Below are 17,659 nucleotides of genomic sequence, written 5' to 3' on the forward strand. Positions count from 1 at the left end.
ATGTTAATAAACAGCGATTTATTTGTTAAAATTGGGTTAAAGTAGGCTTTTGAACCATCATCATTTTTAATATCAAACATTGAAATCTCTTTTAGGATTGAACATATAGATCAAAAAAAAGAAAAATAAGGAAACTGCAAGAAAATACTGGTAATAATGATTGGCATTCTGCGATTTAACCATTGTACTGGAAGATCCGGTTTTCTTCTTCAAAGCTTCGATTATCTGATCGGGAGCTTCATTAATGTTATTTCCGTCAACATACGTTCCGCCTGTAGATTTCGCCATTTTTTTCAAAGCTTCGGTTTGTCTTTTGGAAATTACTGTTTGTCCGGACATATCTGCCTTATATCCCATAAGTTGTCCAAAAGCATACTCGGGAACCGGTGCTCCTTCGTTTGAACCAATTCCTACGGATGTAATCATGATTCCTTCTTTTTTAGCCAGTCTTATAGCGGCATCATCATTTCCTTCGTTATCTTCGCCATCGCTTAGTAAAACTATTTTCCTGGCATCTTTATTTACATTTTTAAATTTTTGCACGGCGGCTTTCATTCCGTTTAGAAAATCAGTCCCCTGAATCTGCATTGAATTGGTTTCAATCGCACCAACATAGGTTTCAGCAGAGGTATAATCGGTTGTCAGCGGCATAATGGAAGTTGCCTGGCCTGCAAATATGACAATTCCTACCTTATCATTTTTCATTCGCTGCATGGTCTGAATAATAAGATTTTTGGCTTCTGTCAAACGGCTCGGATCAATATCTTCCGCATTCATAGAATTGGAAACGTCCAGCATAAAGATCACATTATTCAGTTTCTGATTGGTTTTGATTTCTTCAGAACCGCTTAGAAGATCAATGATAGAAAAAATAAGAAAAAGTGTTCCTAAAAGATATAAAGCGGGAAAAAACTTTGTAAATCCCGAACGTTTTTCAAAAAGATGCTGATGAAACTGGCTGTCTGCAAAAAGCGCTCTTTTTTTCTTTTTCCATTTTAAATAACGGATCAGAAAAACAGCCAACAGCGGCAAAAGCAACAGCAGCAAAACATTCCAATAATTTCCTAAATACCAATCCATTAACTTAAAATTTTATATAATACCCATCTCAACAAGGCATCGAGGAACAACATTCCAAGAGCAATCCAGAGGAAAATTTTAAAATACTCCTGATAATTGAATAATTTTGCCACTTTCACATCAGACTTTTCCAGCCGGTTAATTTCATCATACACTTCTTCAAGGCTTGAATTTGATGTTGCCCTGAAATATTTTCCACCCGTCATTTGAGCAATTTCTTTTAAAACAGGCTCATCAATTTTCACTTCGGTTTCGGTAAAAACAAGGTCCCCGAAAATATCAATCTGCGTCGGCATCAGCGCATATCCGTTGGTTCCGATTCCGATGGTATAGACTTTTATATTATTATTTTTTGCCAATTCGGCAGCAATAGCGGGAGGCATTGCATTTTCAATAGTATTCACGCCGTCGGTCATCAGAATAATAATTTTGCTTTTCGCTTTACTGTTTTTCAGGTGATTTACCGCTACGGAAAGCCCTTCTCCAATGGCTGTTCCTGGCTCCAGTTCCTGGAGGTTAAGGTTCTGCAATTCATCAATCACTACCTGATGGTCTGATGTAACCGGAACTTTTGTAAATGCCTCTCCTGAATAGTTTACAAGACCAATTCTATCATTTGGCCGTTTCTGGACAAATTTAACGGCGATATCTTTTAAAGCTGTCAAACGATCCGGAGTCAGGTCTTTGGTGAGCATACTCAGGGAAACATCCACGGAAAGCATGATGTCTATTCCTTTTGTATCGTCGCGATCCTGAGAAATGGTAAAAGTTCGCGGCCTCGCCATTGCTATGATTAATGCGGAAAGGATGATATATTTTGAAATTTTCAGCAAAAACATGACAAAACGTATTCCGCCGCTTTCTCCCATATTGTTAACGGTCGGAACTTTAATTCCTTTCTTTTGCTGACTGCTTACATCTCTGATAAAAAGCGGAATAAACAACAGGAAAAGCAGCAAAAACCAAGGACTGTAAAACTCAAAATCAAACATCTTTTCTCAAATTTTCAAATTCCAAATCTTTTGACGAACGCTTTACAAATTCTCTGATATCGGCAAGGTCTTTTTCCATTGTTTTTTGATCAGGAAAAGTTTTGGCAAACTTCACCAGGTCTCCTCTTACGAATACCTCTTCCACTACCCTTTCGTTTTCCTGAGAAATGGTATTATTTTTCTTCATGAGATCTATAAGATCGTCGGTTAATAAAACATCTGCCGGCAACCGGTATTGTTTTGCAATAAATTTCCTTGAAATATCGATCAATTCTACATAAAAAGAACGATAATTTCCGGTTTCTACATATTTTTTCTTTTTGAGAGCATCAAGTTCTTTAAGGGTCTGATTCGTCGCTACAACCGGCGAATCTTTAGGTTTTCTGCCATATTTCACAAATATCACTATTGCGATAATAAGGGCAATAACTGCAATAGCAGCCAGAATATAAAACTTATAGAGTTCCCAGTAATCGGTAACTTCAAGTTGTACTTCCTTATTTTTCATGATATCATTAATCTGATCATCTTTCTGAGCAGTGTTGATGACATCAATTTCATAAGGAATTGTTTTCAGTATCCTTCCACCAACCTTGAATTCTAGTTCAGGGATTGTGAATTTTCCTTCTTCAAAAACGGCAAATTCTATTCTTCTGTAATAGATATCTTTTGTCTGCGAAATGCTGTCTTTCACTTCCTCAAAATGAAATGGCAGCAGTTCATTTTCCAGAGCTGCAGAAATTTTCTCATTGTTAAGGTTATTGATGGTCACAATGATATGATTCACTTCTCCGAGTGCAATGGTTTTCTTTTCAACGCTCGAAGAAAGAATCTGTGAAAAAGCATTTGCACAGAATAAAAAGCAAAATATAAATACTAATTTTTTCAATTTTAAATTAATTCAAAGTTTAAAGCTCAAAATTCATGGTTTAAATCACTGATTTCGACTTCTGTTTTTATTTTTTCTGAAAATAATGATACAGCAGCTTAGAATAATCCGAACCCGTATCGATGTTTAAAAAACTGGCTGAGCTGTTGGCAAAATCATCTTCCAGTGCTCTTAGTTTCTGCTTCTGGGCCTCCGCAAAATTATATCTCCATCTGGCGCTCGAAGTATTTGCCCAAACCTGCCTTCCCGTTTCAGCATCATACAACAACGTATATCCCACATCCGGAATTTCATTATCTTTTTGATCAAAAATCCTCATTCCCAACAATTGGTGTTTTTTTGCGGCGGCTTTCAACATTTTAGAATCGTATTCATCTTCAAAATCGGAAAACATAAAAACCAGGGATTTTCTTTTAAAAATACCCATCATATATTCCAGTGCCTTATCGATTTTTGCTGTTGCCGGAACATAATCTGCCGTGATTATCATACTGATAATCGAAAGAATATGCTTTCTGCCTTTTTGCGGCGGAATTACCCGGTATACTTTATCGGCAAACAAAATCAAACCAACTTTATCATTATTCCCCGCTGCGGAAAAACCGAGGCTTGCCGCAATTTCTGCTACATATTCTCGTTTCAGCTGATTTTTGGTTCCATAATCCATTGATGCGGAAATATCTACTAAAAGCATCATGGTAAGTTCCCGCTCCTCTTCCATTACTTTCACAAACGGTTCCCGGAAACGGGCGGTCTTATTCCAGTCGATCCTGCGGATTTCGTCTCCGAACTGATAAGGGCGCACTTCCGAGAAAGTCATTCCCTGTCCTTTAAAAGCACTGTGATATTGCCCCATCAGCGTAGCTTCCGTCTTCTTTCGGGTACGGATTTCTATTTGCTTGACTTTTTTTACAATATCTTTTATCTGCATATAATTGTTTAAGTTTTTTGGTTAAATGTTTTTGGTTTAAAATGTTCCATTTGTTAAATTTTAAATAGGCTTAATGGCATCAATAAACTTTAAACCTAAAACATTAGACCTTGAATTCAATGGAAACATTCAACCATTCATCATCAAATTTCGGGCTGTATTTTTTATAGAAATTAATCGCCAGCTCATTCCAGCTTAATACCTGGAAAACCATTCCACTGTACTGTTCAGATTTTCCATATCCCATTGTTGTTTCAAATAATTTTTTCCCGACCTGTTTACCCCTGAATTTCTCAGTTACCACAAGATCCTCCAGATAAAGTCTTCTTCCTTTCCATGTAGAATACCTGTCATAAAACAGCGAAATTCCGATAATTTCATGATGATATTCAGCAATAAAAGCTTTCCAGACAGGAGATTCTCCGAATCCGTCTTTAATAAACTGATCTAATGTTAAAGTTACTTCATGTAAAGCCTTTTCATAAGCCGCAAGCTCTTTAATGAGTTCGAGCATGGAACCACAATCTTCCTGAACTGCTTTTCTGATGATTACTTCATCCATTACGGAGCCTGGATTTTCGCTAAAATTCTGTTGACGATCTCTTCTGATGAAATTTCCTCCGCTTCTGCTTCGAAGGTAAGACCGATCCTGTGTCTCAAGACATCTTTTGCCAAAGATTTAACATCTTCAGGAATAACAAACGCTCTTCCTCTAAGGAAAGCATACGCTCTGGAAGCAATGGCTAAATTAATGGAAGCTCTTGGAGAAGCTCCGAAACTGATATAATTTTTCAACTCGGAAAGGCCGTAATTTTCAGGGTAACGCGTTGCAAAGACCATATCCAGAATATATTTTTCTATTTTCTCGTCAAGATAAATCTTATTGATTAATTCTTTTGCCGCAACAATATGTTCAAGAGAAATGACAGCTTTAACAGTGGGTTGATGTGAAGTTGACACCATTCTCATAACCATTCTTTCATCTTCAAATTTAGGATAGTCGATCGTGCATTTCAGCATAAAACGGTCGCTTTGCGCTTCCGGTAACAGATAAGTTCCTTCCTGATCAATCGGGTTTTGGGTTGCCAATACCAGAAACGGTTTCGGCAGCTTCATGGTTTCATCCCCGATGGTTACCTGCTTTTCCTGCATTACTTCCAACAATGCCGATTGCACTTTTGCGGGTGCACGGTTAATCTCATCTGCCAGTACAAAATTGGCAAAGACGGGGCCTCTTTTTATAGAAAAATCATTTTCTTTAACATTGTAAATCATGGTTCCTACCACATCAGCAGGCAACAGATCGGGTGTAAACTGAATTCTTGAAAACTCACCATCAACAGCTTCGGCAAGCGTTTTTATCGCAAGCGTTTTTGCTAATCCCGGAACTCCTTCCAAAAGAACATGCCCATTACCCAAAAGCCCTACCAAAAGGCGGTCTATCATATATTCCTGACCGATGATTACTTTATTGATTTCCTCGCGGAGACGTGAAAAATAGAAGTTTGCCTCCTTCACCTGCTCGGTGAGCTGACGAATATCTTCTGCTTGATATGTATCTGACATAGTCTAATTTAAAATAATTGGTAAATTTCTAATAAATACTTGCATAAATCAACCCAAACAATGCTATTTTTGAGTTAAAGTTTGTTAAATATTCCGGCATTACTGCGAGATTGAAAATAAATTAAAGATTAGTTTGCATTAATAATGAAGCTGAATTTCATAAAAATATATAAATTTTAATTGAATCACCTGTTCAAAAATTGTCATTTCCAGTTTATTAAACTATTTTTGGTGATTAAAAATTTTGCAAAGTGAATTATCATTTTCAGTCCCACAGACAGGTACGGAAGAACCTTCTGGATATTTTACAAAATACTTCACATGAAGATCTTTTGCTGATTCCTGACGGTTTTAACAATAATATCTACTGGAATATTGCGCACACGGTTGCGACCCAGCAGCTTTTGCATTATTATCTCAGCGGCAATCCTTTCAGAATTGATAAATACTGGATCGAAACCTACAAAAAAGGTACTTTACCCAACCTGAATGTTCAGAAGTCTGAAGTGGAAGATCTTGAATTTTTACTAACGGAAACTTCAAAAATCTTAATGCGGGATTACGATAGCGATTTCTTTTCGGATTACACGCCGTACACCACAAGTTTCGGAATGGATCTTAAAAGCATTCAGGATGCCATTATTTTCAACAACATGCACGAAAGCCTGCATTATGGGTATGCCATGGCACAGAAAAGAGCAATTTTAGGAGAAAAAGGAAGATAGTTAAAGTGAATTGCTTTGCAGTGAACAGTGAATTTTTGCAACACCAACTGAGAAGCAGATTGACAATTAACATTTCACAATTTAAAATATCAAAATGACAGATAAAAAAGACGATTTTATTTTCGGGCTGCGTCCCGTAATTGAAGCGATAGAAGCGGGAAAAACGATTGACAAGATCTTTGTGCAGAATGCATTGCAGGGTCCTATTTATGCTGAGCTTAAAGCCATTTTAGCCAAAAATAAAATCCGTCCCAATTATGTTCCGGTTGAAAAGTTGAACCGTTTTACCAGAAAAAACCACCAGGGTGTGGTTGCCTTTATTTCAGATGTTCCGTTTCATAAGGTTGAAGATATTGTTCCTCAATTATTTGAAGAAGGAAAAACACCTTTTTTATTGATTTTAGACCGGTTAACCGATGTCCGAAACTTTGGGGCCATTTGTAGAACAGCAGAATGCGTAGGCATCGACGCTGTTATCATTCCTGAAAAAGGAGCAGCTCCGATTAATTCCGATGCGATAAAAACTTCAGCAGGCGCACTTTATAATGTAAAAATCTGTAAGGCTCCGAATCTGGCGCACGTTGTAGATTTTCTTCAGCAAAGCGGTATTTCTGTTTTTGCAGCAAGTGAAAAAGCTGAAAAACTAATTTATGACGTTAATTTCACAGAACCCTGTGCCGTGGTAATGGGTAATGAGGAAACAGGAATTTCAAAAGAAGTCCTCCATCATTCGGATGAAAAAATAAAATTACCGATAGAAGGGAAAACCCAGTCACTGAACGTTTCTGTGGCCTGTGGTGCAATCCTTTACGAGGCGGTAAGACAGAAAATGACTGCAAAAGCAGGATTATAATACATTAAGAAGCAGTAAAAATTAAAAAAAATTCAATGAAAAATATAGCAGCAATAGCGCTGATTTCAACAATAGCTTTAGTTTCGTGCAACAAAAAAGAAACGGCAAAAATTACTAAAATAGATCCTAAAACAGGAAAAACAATTACCGTGGAAGTTCCTGCAGATTCTGTGGCAAAAGTGGAAGAAAACCCTGCGATAAAAGATTCTGCAGGTATTTACAAGCAGACATTTAAACTTGAAAAAGGAAAAACGTATCCTTTGACAACATACCAGAGAGATACAAAAACCATGACCGACCCTACCGGAAAAACGCTGAACGGAACCAGCGAAGCAACAGATGAAATGTCTTTTACGGTAAACGATATCAAAGGAAATGTATATGACATTACACTAAATCTTATTTCAAAAAGAAATTCTCAGACTTCGCAGGGAAAAACTATCGTCGTTGATACCAAATTGCCGATTCCGAAAGAAGATGACCTGAAAATGATCTGGAATATCAACAGAGCGCTTACCGGAAACAAGCTGAACATGAAAATGGATACGAAAGGAAACGTGATTTCCATCACAGGTTTTGATGCGGTTTACAAGAAAGTAGGTAACGCTGTAGGAACCATTGTAAAAGATAAAAACCAAAAGGAAAGCATTATTGCAAGCCTTAAGGAAACATTCAATGAAAAGGTGCTAAAAGATCAGTTCAATAAAAACCTCACCATCATCCCGAAAAAAGGAGTAAAAGTAGGAGAAAAATGGACCAACAGTGAAAATGCCGATGCACAAGGTAAAATAAAAGTAACTTCAAACTATGTTTTAAAAAGTGTAGGCAACGGTATCGCTGAAATTGCTGTAACCGGAGGAATCCCTAAAAAAGTGGAGAAGCAAAATCAGGGAGATATCACCCACAGCTTAAGCAGTGAACTTAGCCAAAACGGAACCATAAAATTTGACCAGAATACAGGATGGATCAGCAATCAGAATATTTCTGTGAAGACAACACAGATCGAAACCATCTCCAACGGAAAAGAATCTCAGTCTATGAAAAGTGTTTCCAATTCTTCTGTGATGGTAAATCCATCTGCAAAATAAGAGTTTCAAATTCAAGGTTTTAGGTTTAAATTTTTCAAATCTGAACATAAAACTTTAAACCCTGAACCAAAAACATTTAAATTATTATGAAATATATTTTTGAGCTGGTATTGGCTGCCATTATTATTTTCTTTGTCTGGAATATTCTGAAAAGAATTTTCTTCAAAACTTTTTACAGTTACAGATTCAACAATAATAATCAGAATAATAAGAAGCAGGATATACGAAACTCAAATAAAAACAATATCAACTGGGATGCTGAAACCGTAGATTACGAAGAAGTAAAAGACAGTACTGATAAAAGGAATTCCGAAAACAAAAGATAATAACCAACACATGGCGAAAAATAAAAACTTAATTTATATTGCGATTTCTATTATTGCATTTATAGTTTTAGCATTTTTATATTCCACTCCTGTTTTTACGGGAAAACAGCTCTTTCAGCATGACATCGTGCAATATCGCGGAGGTGCAAAGGAACTCATTGATTACAGGGCCGATACCGGAAAAGAAACCTACTGGAGCGACTCTATGTTCGGAGGAATGCCTACCTACCAGATGGGAAGCCGATTTACGGGAGACATCATCAAAAATATAGATTCTGCCCTCAACTTTTTCCCGAGGCCGGTTAATTATATTTTTATGCTTTTCGCCGGCTTTTTCCTCCTCGGAATGGTTGCGGTAAGAAACTGGAAATATGCCCTTTTAGGAGCTACATTCTTCGGACTGTCCACTTATTTTTATATTGCCATTGCCGCAGGACACAACGGTAAAATCAACACTATTGAATATTTTGCGCCGCTTCTTGCCGGGATTTTACTGGTCTACATCAGAAAACAGTACATTTGGGGATTCATTGTCACTACCCTTTTCATGGGACTTCAAATTGCGGCCAATCACCCGCAGATGACGTATTATCTCTTCCTGGCATTAGGTTTTTTATTCTTATCTGAATTAATTCGAGCTATTCAGAAAAAAATACCGATGAAACATTTTTTAATTTCATCAGGAATTATCGCCGCTTCATGCATCATCGGTGTCGGAATGAACTCCCAGCGGATCATGGCCAATTCAGAATATGTTAAAGAAACGGTTCGTGGAAAGCAAATCTTAACCAATGAAAGCCACACTGAAGGAAATTCGGGGATGGATAAAGAAAGTATGCTGATGTGGAGCTACGGAAAGCTTGAAACCCTGAATCTTTTCATCCCGAGACTAATGGGCGGCGGAAGCCAGGAGCCGGAAGGAAAGGAAATGATGACCAGAGTACAGGAACTTGTTCAGGAAAATGTAGGCTCTCAGGCTGAGATGGACAGGATTTCCAAAGGTTTCGGAAATTTAACGTATTGGGGAGACCAGCCGGGAACTTCAGGACCTGCTTATCAGGGAGCTATTGTCTGCTTTTTAGCACTCTTAGGATTTTTCTTCGCCTGGAAAAAATACCGGTACTGGATTTTGGGAGCGTCCATTCTTACCATATTTTTAGCGTGGGGAAGCAATTTCATGGCACTCTCCGACTTTTTTATTGATTTTGTACCTTTTTATAATAAATTCAGGGCTCCGTCTTCTATTTTGGTGGTTGTAGAACTTTTATTCCCTTTAATCGCCATTATCGGATTGTACAGATTTTTTACGGATAAAGAATTAACAACAGAATACAAACAGAAAATTCTTCTGTATGTAGGAGGCGGAACGCTGGGTTTTGTATTAATTCTATTGATCTTCGGAAAGTCTTTATTAGGATTCCATACCGAAAACGAAAAAACATACCTTCCTCCTTTCCTTTTGGATTATCTGGTGGAAGAAAGATTTAAATTATTCAGAATTGATGCCATTAAAGCCTTTATATATGTTGCGATTGCTGCCGCTGCTTTATTTCTTGTCTTAAAGCAGAAACTGAATCAGAATATTGCTTTACTAATTATTGGTGTCGTAAGTTTATTTGATTTATGGACTGTAAACAAGCGTTATCTGAATGACGATAATTATGTGGATAAAATCTTCGCTGAAAATCCTTTCCAGACAGAAAGTTCAGATCTTATGGCGGAAAAAGTTCAGGGAAACCCAAATCTTGAACCGATCTTAGCCAATGTAAATGTCAACAAAACATTGGAAACCATTGCTGAAAAAGACAAGACACATTACCGGATTTTCAATAATATCTTAGGAACCTTCAGCGAAACCAATACCTCTTACTTTAAATCTTCCATCGGTGGTTATCACGCGGTAAAGCTGAGGAGATATGATGATGTGATCAACGAATATTTCCAGATCATGGATTCGGTAAAAGTTCCGAATATCCTGAATCTTCTCAATGCAAAATATTTGGTATTAGGAGGCCCGGAGCAGCCACAGGCAATTCCAAACCCGAAAGCCAACGGAAATGCATGGTTTGTAAGCGAACTTAAATTCGTGGAATCGCCCAATCAGGAAATTAAATCCATCGGAGTAATTGACAGCAAGAAAACAGCGGTTATTGCTTCATCTGATAAAAAATATTTTGAGGGAAAAACCATTCAGCCCGATTCAACGGCTTACATCAATTTAACGAAATACCAACCGAACGAATTGGAATTTAAATCTCAGTCGAAAACACCGCAGCTTGCCGTATTTTCGGAAATTTATTATCCTCACGGCTGGAAATTCTTTATTGATGGAAAAGAAGTTCCGTACATCAAAGCAGATTACCTTCTCCGTGCCGTTCATGTTCCAGCAGGAAACCACGATATCAGAATGGTCTTTGAGCCTGAAGTCATTGAAAAAGGAAAATGGATTTCATTAATCTGCTTCGGATTGTTTATTCTTTTGAGCGGAGCCGGAATTTATTTTCTTTACCGCAAAAAAGGGGGAAGACAAGCTTTACCAAAGGAAGAATAAGGCAATTGTCATTCTGAACGAAGCAAAGCGGAGTGAAGAATCTCAAAGAAACCAATGAAACACAGCGATGAAAACTTTAGGAACTCATAATTATTATGTTTATATCTTAACCAATAAACATAAGACTGTATTATATACGGGAGTTACTAATGATTTGAAGAAAAGATTATACTGGCATCAGAATCCGGAAGCGATAGATAAAAGTTTTACATTCAGATACAAATGTTTCTTTTTAGTATATTTTGAACACTTCAGTGATATTGATATTGCCATTGCAAGAGAAAAGCAAATTAAAGGCTGGATCAGAAGCAAAAAAAATAATCTGATTAATGAATTTAATTCAACCTGGAAATTTCTTAATGACGAGATATAATGAGATTCTTCATTGCGTTTCACTTCATTCAGAATGACAGAGAGAAATCATAGTTAATGGAACAGAAAAAAATACTCATCATCACCTATTACTGGCCGCCGGCGGGAGGACCGGGTGTTCAGAGATGGCTGAAGTTTGCGAAATATCTGCCCGAATTCGGATGGAAACCGGTTATTTACACTCCGGAAAATCCGAGCTATCCATTGCTGGATGAAAGTTTGATAAAAGATGTTCCGAAAGATCTGGAAATTGTAAAAACAAAAATCTGGGAACCGTACCAGCTGGCCGAAAAACTTAACAAAAGCAATAAAAAGTTCAAAGCGGGACAATTTGACGTTGGCAAAAACCAGAACTGGAAATCTAAACTTTCGATCTGGGTGAGGGGAAATTTTTTTATACCCGATGCAAGGGTTTTCTGGGTGAAACCTTCTATTAAATTTTTAGAGAATTATTTAAAAGAAAACAATATTGAGGTGGTTGTAACCTCGGGGCCGCCGCATTCTTTACACCTGATTGGTTTAAATCTCAAAAAAAAACTTCCGCACCTGAAATGGATTGCCGATTTCAGGGATCCGTGGACGGAAATTTCCTATTATAAACATTTAAAATTAACTAAAAATTCCGACAAAAAGCATCGCCAATTGGAAAGCGAAGTTTTCAGAAATGCCGATATTACACTGGCCACGAGCTATACCGACGCAGATAATTTCAGGAAGAACGGGGCCAATTCTTTTTGTATCACGAATGGATTTGATGAAACCGATTCACAAACAATTATAAGCTCAGACTTTAAAACACTCCGACCATCAAACACTTCAACTTTCACATTGAGTTATATCGGTGTACTAGAACAGCTGAGAAATCCGGAAAATCTCTGGAAAGCGCTCGATGAGCTGCTACAACAGCATCCGGACTTTGCTGAAAATTTTGTATTAAAATTTGCGGGAAGAATTGATGATAAAATATTAGCTAACATAGAAAATTCAGCGTTAAAAAATCATATTCTTAACCTTGGCTATTTGTCGCACGAAAAAGCCATTGAAGAAATGTATACATCTGATATTCTATTGATTACCAATTTTCCAAATGAATCTTCAAAAGGGATTATCCCGGGGAAAATTTTCGAATATCTCGCAACCGGAAAACAGATTATTTCTTTTGGGCCCAATGATGCGGATGTTTCACTGATTTTAAATGAAACACAGGCAGGAAGACATTTCAGCTATAGTGATTTTGATACAATCAAGAGTTTCATTTTAGAGAAATTTCAGCATTGGAAAAATGGAAATCTTTCTGAAAACACAACAAGCATTGAACAGTTTTCCAGAAAGAATCTTACTGCGAAACTGGCTGAGATTTTGGAATAAAGTTAAATAGTTAAGGTTGAGATTGAGGCTAAAGTTATACTCATTTAGATAATAAATAATAAGGCTTTGACAAGCACAGCCTGACAATATTATTAATCTCAGCGATATTATTAAAGTAAATAAGAAGCGTTTGGTATCAGCGGTGTCACACTGAGACTCTCGAAGTGCTTTTACATATAACTTTTAAATTGTCCACTGATCATTGATGACTGCCACCAAGTAATATTTTCCCTGAAATTTTTCAAAAACGAGACGGAGACATTTCCAGTCCATTCCGGCATACTCTTCCGATCCTTTGAGGAAATTTTCCGTAAAATCCGCATTGGGATAAATCTTTTTTAAATTATTGAGTGAATTTCCGCTGCCCTGAAATTCATTAAATGAAACCTGCCCGGCTGCAAAGTCTTTTGAATAAACCCATTTTTTTAAGTAATCATTAATTGTGGCTTTATAGAGATCCCCGCTGCCGTCAAGCGTTCCCCAGGTAAAAATTGTTTTGGCAGGAAGATACTTTTCAAAATCAGCTTTGGAGAATTTTTTGTCCTGTTCAGGATCCACAAACGCATACATTGAAAAACATATCCCTTTCTGAGGATGGATGTATGCTGCAAATTTTTTGTAATTTCTATCTTTTAATGCCTGGATAATCCCTTCGTTCAGCTTTTTAAGTGATTCCTCTTTATTTAGAGATATATCAGTTACACTTGTTTCATGCGCAGTATCAGCAATTTTATCTGCAGAATCTGCATTGTCATTGATAAATTTTTCCGGGTTTTTCTTACAGGATATAGCAATGAGGATAATAACCGAATAGAGTATTTTTTTCATGATTGTAAAGGTATTTGCTAAATTTACCAAAAAAGATACCACAATTATTTAAAATAAAAGTTTTCTTTGAGATCAATTAATTATCAGAACTATTCCTTTTTGTAGATTATTAAAAGTCTTTTACTGACTGGTTTTTCGTAATTTTGCAAGATGGAAACGTTAGATATTCTCATCATCGGAGGCGGCCCGATCGGGCTTACCTGCGCCCTTGAAGCACGAAAAAACAATCTCAGCTATATTATCATTGAAAAAGGGACCATTGTCAATTCATTATACAATTATCCTTTATACATGCGATTTTTTTCTACTGCGGAAAAGCTGGAGATCGGCGGAATCCCTTTTATTTCAACCGCTCCGAAACCCGGAAGACAGGAAGCGTTGGAATATTACCAGGGAATTGCGAGACAAAGCAATATCAACATCAATCTGTATGAAAAGGTTGAAAGAGTTTTCAAAGAAAAAGAAATTTTCATTATCGAAACTTCTAAAGGAAAATATACCTCAAAAAACATCATTATCTCAACAGGATTCTACGATATTCCGAATATGATGAATATTTCCGGAGAAAACCTGCCTAAAGTAAGACACTATTATACGGAACCTTATCCTTACGCAAAGCAGAAAATTGTTGTGGTGGGATCAAGCAATTCGGCAGTGGACGCAGCATTGGAAACATATCGAAAAGGGGCTGAGGTGACGATGATTATTCGTCATTCTGAAATTTCAAAAAGTGTGAAATATTGGGTAAAACCGGATATTGAAAATAGAATTTCGGAAGGCAGTATCAATGCTTATTTTAACGCAGAACTTCTCAAAATCAAAGAAAAAACGGTCATTTTTAAAGATAGAAAAGGAACGATGCATGAAATTGAAAATGATTTTGTTCTGGCTATGACGGGTTATCTTCCTGATTTTGATTTTTTGAAAAATTCAGGAATAGAACTGCAGGGAGAATGTCTTAATCCTTTATACAACAGCGAAACCATGGAAACCAATGTGAAAAACCTGTATCTCGCCGGCGTTGTCTGCGGAGGAAAAGACACGCATCTATGGTTTATTGAAAACTCAAGAATTCATGCGGAAATGATTATTCAACATATTCTTTCAAAGTAGCTTAAATAAAAAAAGCCTTCCGCAGATTACAGATTTTTCGGCATAAAACTATTTGAATAGCTAAAAATCAGCCTTCACCCCGAAAACAAAATTCCTTTTAGCGGCAGGATTGTAATACCGGTTTCCGAAAGCATTGATGTCAAAACCGGAAACATACTCTTCATTGTATAGATTTTGGATCTGCAGAAAAAGATTCACTTTTGTTTTGTCAAGTTCGAAAGGAAATCTGAACTGGATGTTTCCTACAAGGCTTGGTTCCGACCAGACTGAATTGGCGTCGTTCAGCGGTATTTTTGAAGTATAAAAATGGGAGTAATCAACTGACAGCTTTTTGAATAAAATAAAATTAACCAAACTGTTTACCGTTGTACGCGGAACGCCGGTAAGATCATTTCCTGAAAAATCGCTGTCATTCTGTCGGTAATTTTCAAAAATAAAACGATAAAAGCTTCCCGAAAACCTGAATTTAAGCTCACTGAAAATATTATTTTTAAGGTTAAAACTATTAGACTCCAGCAACACTTCCACTCCTTTCTGAACCGTTGCCCCTGAGTTGACAAAAAATTCCTGTCCCGCATCGTTTTGCCTTCTCACGATAGCATCTTTAATTCTGAAATCGAAATAACTTCCTTCGACGAACAGTGAATTTCCGAATTGCTTGCATATTCCTGCTTCTTTATTCCATCCATATTCGGGACGGAGTTCGTTATTAAACTGCTGATCGGAAGCGCGGATTTCTTCATTGGTGGGTGCTGAATTCCCTTTTCCCACTTTTGCACGTACCGAAAAGCCTTTCCCTAAAATATAACTGAATCCGAAGTTGGGCAGCCATTGATTTTTGAAACGGAAATTTCCGTTTTCATTGCGTGGAAAAAGTCTTTCCCATTCGTATGCATTTGAATTCAGGCTTAAAGAAATATCGGTGAAAAGCTTGTCTGCAATATTGAGCTTTTGAGAAAGGAAATAAAATCCGGAAGTGGTTTTGATCTTATCGAAATTCTGAGGACTTCCTTCCGTTCCTCTGTTGTTATCAAAATTTTTAATAAAAATGTCATTGATTCCGCCTTCAAAACCAAGACGATATTCCAAAGATATACGTTCCCAGTTTTTTTCAAAATTAAGATGTGTTCTCATGGCAAAATTTTTCTCAAACCGATTTTCGAAGTTGGTGATGAATGGATTTTCAAAGTCTACATATGATCCCTGAATCAGGATGAAATGTGAAAAATCCGGACTGAAATGATACTCATTTGAAAGCCCGGCCAATATCATTTTATTGCGAATTCCTGCATTCTGCTCTTCTGCCCCGGGAAGCGTTTTGGTTCCCGGCCTGGCCTGCTTTCTGTTAACCTGCATTTGCTCTAAAGTTAATCCGCCCGGAGTCTGATAATCGAGATCGGCGTATAAAATCATCGCTTTCAAGTGCCCTTTCTGAGAATATTGAAAATGGTCTTTCAGGAAAATTTGTTTCCGTATGACTTTGGATTGTTCACGATAGGAATCTGTCTGGTAATAATTCTGAAAGATTTCAACAAAATGTTTTCCCAGTTGTTTTGAAAAATCGAAGCTTTGATTAAATGTTCCATAGCTTCCCACGGAAATATTGGCTGACGTTTTTTCGGAATCTGAGGTTTTCAGGAGCACAGTTCCGCCTGTAACCGCTCCATAATCACCGCTTTCGGAACCTTTGTAAATTTCCATTCTTTTAATGAGTTCGGGAGAAATTACATTGAAATAGGTATTTCCCGAGGCATCTGAAAAGATAAAATCATCAAGATAGACTTTCACGTTCCGCACTCCGAATGGGGAACGAAGGGTACTTCCGCGCAGGGAAATCCGGTAACTTCCGGGGGAACGTTCTTCCATTCTTGCACCGGCAATCTGGTTGATGGATTCCAGCATTCTTTCCGGGGGATTCTGGTTCAGGAGATTCTGTGAAACTACCGATACGGATTTTGTGGAAGAAATAAAAGCAGCAGGTTTTTTATAGGCATCAATCTGTACTTCTGAGATTAGTTGTGCAGAATCTTTTTTTTGCGCTGCCAGAAAAGCTGTAGAGATTATGGGTAGGAGAATGTAGATTTTTTTCATTATTTAATTGTAAGCAAAAATTGTTCTTTTATTCTAATATTTTCAAAATTTTATGGTGACCTTGTGAATTTTTATTCCGTGGATTTCACGGATCGACGCTGATTATTTTATTCTAAAAGCTTATGTTAAAATGTTGTTGAAATGTTATTGCATGAAAGCTGCGTGCTGTTGATAATGAAATATATTTACCGCAGATTTGCACGGATTAACACAGATTTAGCCTATAGCTTATGTTAAACGTTGTTGAATGCTTAGGGAATTGAAAAAACTGGATTGATGCTGTAGGATTTATTATTTTCCCACTGATTGCACGGATAGCGCAGATTTAGCCTAATAGCTTATGTTAAACGTTGTTGAATGCTTAGGGAATTGAAAAAACTGGATTGATGCTGTAGCATTTATGATTTCCCACTGATTGCACGGATAGCGCAGATTTTATCCTAATAGATTATGTTAAACGTTGTTGAATGCTTAGGGAATTGAAAAAACTGGATCGATGCTGTAGGATTTATTATTTTCCCACTGATTGCACGGATAGCGCAGATTTTATCCTAATAGATTATGTTAAACGTTGTTGAATGCTTACGGAATGACAAAATCTGTTGGTTGATGCTGTAGCATTTATGATTTCCCACTGATTGCACGGATAGCGCAGATTTTATCCTAATAGCTTATGTTAAACGTTGTTGAATACTTACGGAATGACAAAATCTGTTGGTTGATGCTGTAGCATTTATGATTTCCCACTGATTGCACGGATAGCGCAGATTTTTTCAATTTCAAATATACATAATCATTTGTGTGATCTGCGCAATCTGTGGGAAATCAAATAGTTTACTTTAAAACATGCTCATCAGTTAGTTGTGGCAGCTTGTTTTGAATGGGA

Annotated in this window: 16 protein-coding genes; 8 read left to right on the forward strand and 8 right to left on the reverse strand. The window is 37.1% G+C overall.

Annotated elements, in window-relative coordinates; genetic code table 11:
* Positions 1-72: 72 nt before the first annotated feature.
* The 6 genes from SOP96_RS09705 to SOP96_RS09730 form a co-directional block, all read right to left on the reverse strand.
* Positions 73-1,080: a vWA domain-containing protein gene (locus tag SOP96_RS09705; protein WP_326320781.1), complete on the reverse strand. Its 1,008-nt coding sequence runs from the start codon at positions 1,078-1,080 to the stop codon at positions 73-75.
* Positions 1,080-2,072, reverse strand: a complete 993-nt coding sequence (locus SOP96_RS09710) for a VWA domain-containing protein (protein ID WP_326320782.1) — start codon at positions 2,070-2,072, stop codon at positions 1,080-1,082. Before SOP96_RS09710 ends, SOP96_RS09705 begins: the two co-directional genes overlap by 1 nt.
* The gene (locus SOP96_RS09715; protein WP_326320783.1) at positions 2,065-2,961 is read right to left on the reverse strand and encodes a BatD family protein; all 897 of its coding nucleotides are present in this window, start codon (positions 2,959-2,961) and stop codon (positions 2,065-2,067) included. The genes SOP96_RS09710 and SOP96_RS09715 overlap by 8 nt, the downstream gene beginning before the upstream one ends.
* 67 nt (positions 2,962-3,028) lie before the next feature.
* Positions 3,029-3,892, reverse strand: a complete 864-nt coding sequence (locus SOP96_RS09720; protein ID WP_326320784.1) for a DUF58 domain-containing protein — start codon at positions 3,890-3,892, stop codon at positions 3,029-3,031.
* Positions 3,893-3,995: 103 nt separating this feature from the next.
* Entirely contained in the window at positions 3,996-4,454 is a 459-nt protein-coding gene (locus tag SOP96_RS09725; protein ID WP_326320785.1) for a GNAT family N-acetyltransferase, read from the reverse strand.
* The gene (locus SOP96_RS09730; RefSeq protein WP_326320786.1) at positions 4,454-5,458 is read right to left on the reverse strand and encodes an AAA family ATPase; all 1,005 of its coding nucleotides are present in this window, start codon (positions 5,456-5,458) and stop codon (positions 4,454-4,456) included. Before SOP96_RS09730 ends, SOP96_RS09725 begins: the two co-directional genes overlap by 1 nt.
* A gap of 251 nt (positions 5,459-5,709) precedes the next feature.
* Here SOP96_RS09730 and SOP96_RS09735 point away from each other — a divergent pair, with 251 nt between their 5' ends.
* From SOP96_RS09735 to SOP96_RS09765, 7 genes are all read left to right on the forward strand, one after another.
* Positions 5,710-6,183 (forward strand): DinB family protein, encoded by a 474-nt coding sequence (locus SOP96_RS09735; RefSeq protein ID WP_326320787.1) that lies wholly within the window; start codon positions 5,710-5,712, stop codon positions 6,181-6,183.
* Between the two features lie 94 nt (positions 6,184-6,277).
* Positions 6,278-7,036 carry a 23S rRNA (guanosine(2251)-2'-O)-methyltransferase RlmB gene (rlmB, locus tag SOP96_RS09740; protein WP_326320788.1) on the forward strand — a complete coding sequence of 253 codons (759 nt, stop codon included), beginning with the start codon at positions 6,278-6,280 and terminating at the stop codon, positions 7,034-7,036.
* A gap of 35 nt (positions 7,037-7,071) precedes the next feature.
* A complete protein-coding gene (locus SOP96_RS09745) occupies positions 7,072-8,124 on the forward strand; it encodes a DUF6263 family protein (protein ID WP_326320789.1) in 1,053 nt (350 codons plus the stop codon).
* 86 nt (positions 8,125-8,210) lie between these two features.
* Complete coding sequence (locus tag SOP96_RS09750) at positions 8,211-8,450, forward strand: hypothetical protein (protein ID WP_326320790.1); 240 nt, start codon at positions 8,211-8,213, stop codon at positions 8,448-8,450.
* 10 nt (positions 8,451-8,460) lie between these two features.
* Positions 8,461-11,001 (forward strand): YfhO family protein, encoded by a 2,541-nt coding sequence (locus tag SOP96_RS09755; protein ID WP_326320791.1) that lies wholly within the window; start codon positions 8,461-8,463, stop codon positions 10,999-11,001.
* A 67-nt stretch (positions 11,002-11,068) separates the two neighbouring features.
* Positions 11,069-11,374, forward strand: coding sequence for a GIY-YIG nuclease family protein (locus tag SOP96_RS09760; protein WP_326320792.1), 306 nt, complete (start codon positions 11,069-11,071; stop codon positions 11,372-11,374).
* A gap of 56 nt (positions 11,375-11,430) precedes the next feature.
* Positions 11,431-12,741 carry a glycosyltransferase family protein gene (locus SOP96_RS09765; RefSeq protein WP_326320793.1) on the forward strand — a complete coding sequence of 437 codons (1,311 nt, stop codon included), beginning with the start codon at positions 11,431-11,433 and terminating at the stop codon, positions 12,739-12,741.
* A gap of 183 nt (positions 12,742-12,924) precedes the next feature.
* Here SOP96_RS09765 and SOP96_RS09770 read toward each other — a convergent pair whose 3' ends face one another.
* Positions 12,925-13,569, reverse strand: coding sequence for a hypothetical protein (locus SOP96_RS09770; RefSeq protein WP_326320794.1), 645 nt, complete (start codon positions 13,567-13,569; stop codon positions 12,925-12,927).
* A gap of 150 nt (positions 13,570-13,719) precedes the next feature.
* Here SOP96_RS09770 and SOP96_RS09775 point away from each other — a divergent pair, with 150 nt between their 5' ends.
* Positions 13,720-14,682 carry a YpdA family putative bacillithiol disulfide reductase gene (locus SOP96_RS09775; protein WP_326320795.1) on the forward strand — a complete coding sequence of 321 codons (963 nt, stop codon included), beginning with the start codon at positions 13,720-13,722 and terminating at the stop codon, positions 14,680-14,682.
* 60 nt (positions 14,683-14,742) lie between these two features.
* On the opposite strand, the gene SOP96_RS09780 is transcribed toward SOP96_RS09775, so the two are convergent.
* Positions 14,743-16,773: a TonB-dependent receptor gene (locus tag SOP96_RS09780; protein WP_326320796.1), complete on the reverse strand. Its 2,031-nt coding sequence runs from the start codon at positions 16,771-16,773 to the stop codon at positions 14,743-14,745.
* Positions 16,774-17,659 lie beyond the last annotated feature (886 nt).

This window comes from Chryseobacterium salviniae (genome assembly GCF_035819015.1).
In the GTDB taxonomy this organism is placed as follows: domain Bacteria; phylum Bacteroidota; class Bacteroidia; order Flavobacteriales; family Weeksellaceae; genus Chryseobacterium; species Chryseobacterium salviniae.

Bases quoted from the DNA above. Each gene is read 5' to 3' on its own strand.
- SOP96_RS09755 (WP_326320791.1), top strand. From the start codon at position 8,461: ATGGCGAAAAATAAAAACTTAATTTATATTGCGATTTCTATTATTGCA.
- SOP96_RS09730 (WP_326320786.1), bottom strand. From the start codon at position 5,458: ATGTCAGATACATATCAAGCAGAAGATATTCGTCAGCTCACCGAGCAG.
- SOP96_RS09705 (WP_326320781.1), bottom strand. From the start codon at position 1,080: ATGGATTGGTATTTAGGAAATTATTGGAATGTTTTGCTGCTGTTGCTT.
- SOP96_RS09720 (WP_326320784.1), bottom strand. From the start codon at position 3,892: ATGCAGATAAAAGATATTGTAAAAAAAGTCAAGCAAATAGAAATCCGT.
- SOP96_RS09775 (WP_326320795.1), top strand. From the start codon at position 13,720: ATGGAAACGTTAGATATTCTCATCATCGGAGGCGGCCCGATCGGGCTT.
- SOP96_RS09710 (WP_326320782.1), bottom strand. From the start codon at position 2,072: ATGTTTGATTTTGAGTTTTACAGTCCTTGGTTTTTGCTGCTTTTCCTG.
- SOP96_RS09760 (WP_326320792.1), top strand. From the start codon at position 11,069: ATGAAAACTTTAGGAACTCATAATTATTATGTTTATATCTTAACCAAT.
- SOP96_RS09770 (WP_326320794.1), bottom strand. From the start codon at position 13,569: ATGAAAAAAATACTCTATTCGGTTATTATCCTCATTGCTATATCCTGT.
- SOP96_RS09780 (WP_326320796.1), bottom strand. From the start codon at position 16,773: ATGAAAAAAATCTACATTCTCCTACCCATAATCTCTACAGCTTTTCTG.
- rlmB (WP_326320788.1), top strand. From the start codon at position 6,278: ATGACAGATAAAAAAGACGATTTTATTTTCGGGCTGCGTCCCGTAATT.
- SOP96_RS09750 (WP_326320790.1), top strand. From the start codon at position 8,211: ATGAAATATATTTTTGAGCTGGTATTGGCTGCCATTATTATTTTCTTT.
- SOP96_RS09745 (WP_326320789.1), top strand. From the start codon at position 7,072: ATGAAAAATATAGCAGCAATAGCGCTGATTTCAACAATAGCTTTAGTT.
- SOP96_RS09765 (WP_326320793.1), top strand. From the start codon at position 11,431: ATGGAACAGAAAAAAATACTCATCATCACCTATTACTGGCCGCCGGCG.
- SOP96_RS09725 (WP_326320785.1), bottom strand. From the start codon at position 4,454: ATGGATGAAGTAATCATCAGAAAAGCAGTTCAGGAAGATTGTGGTTCC.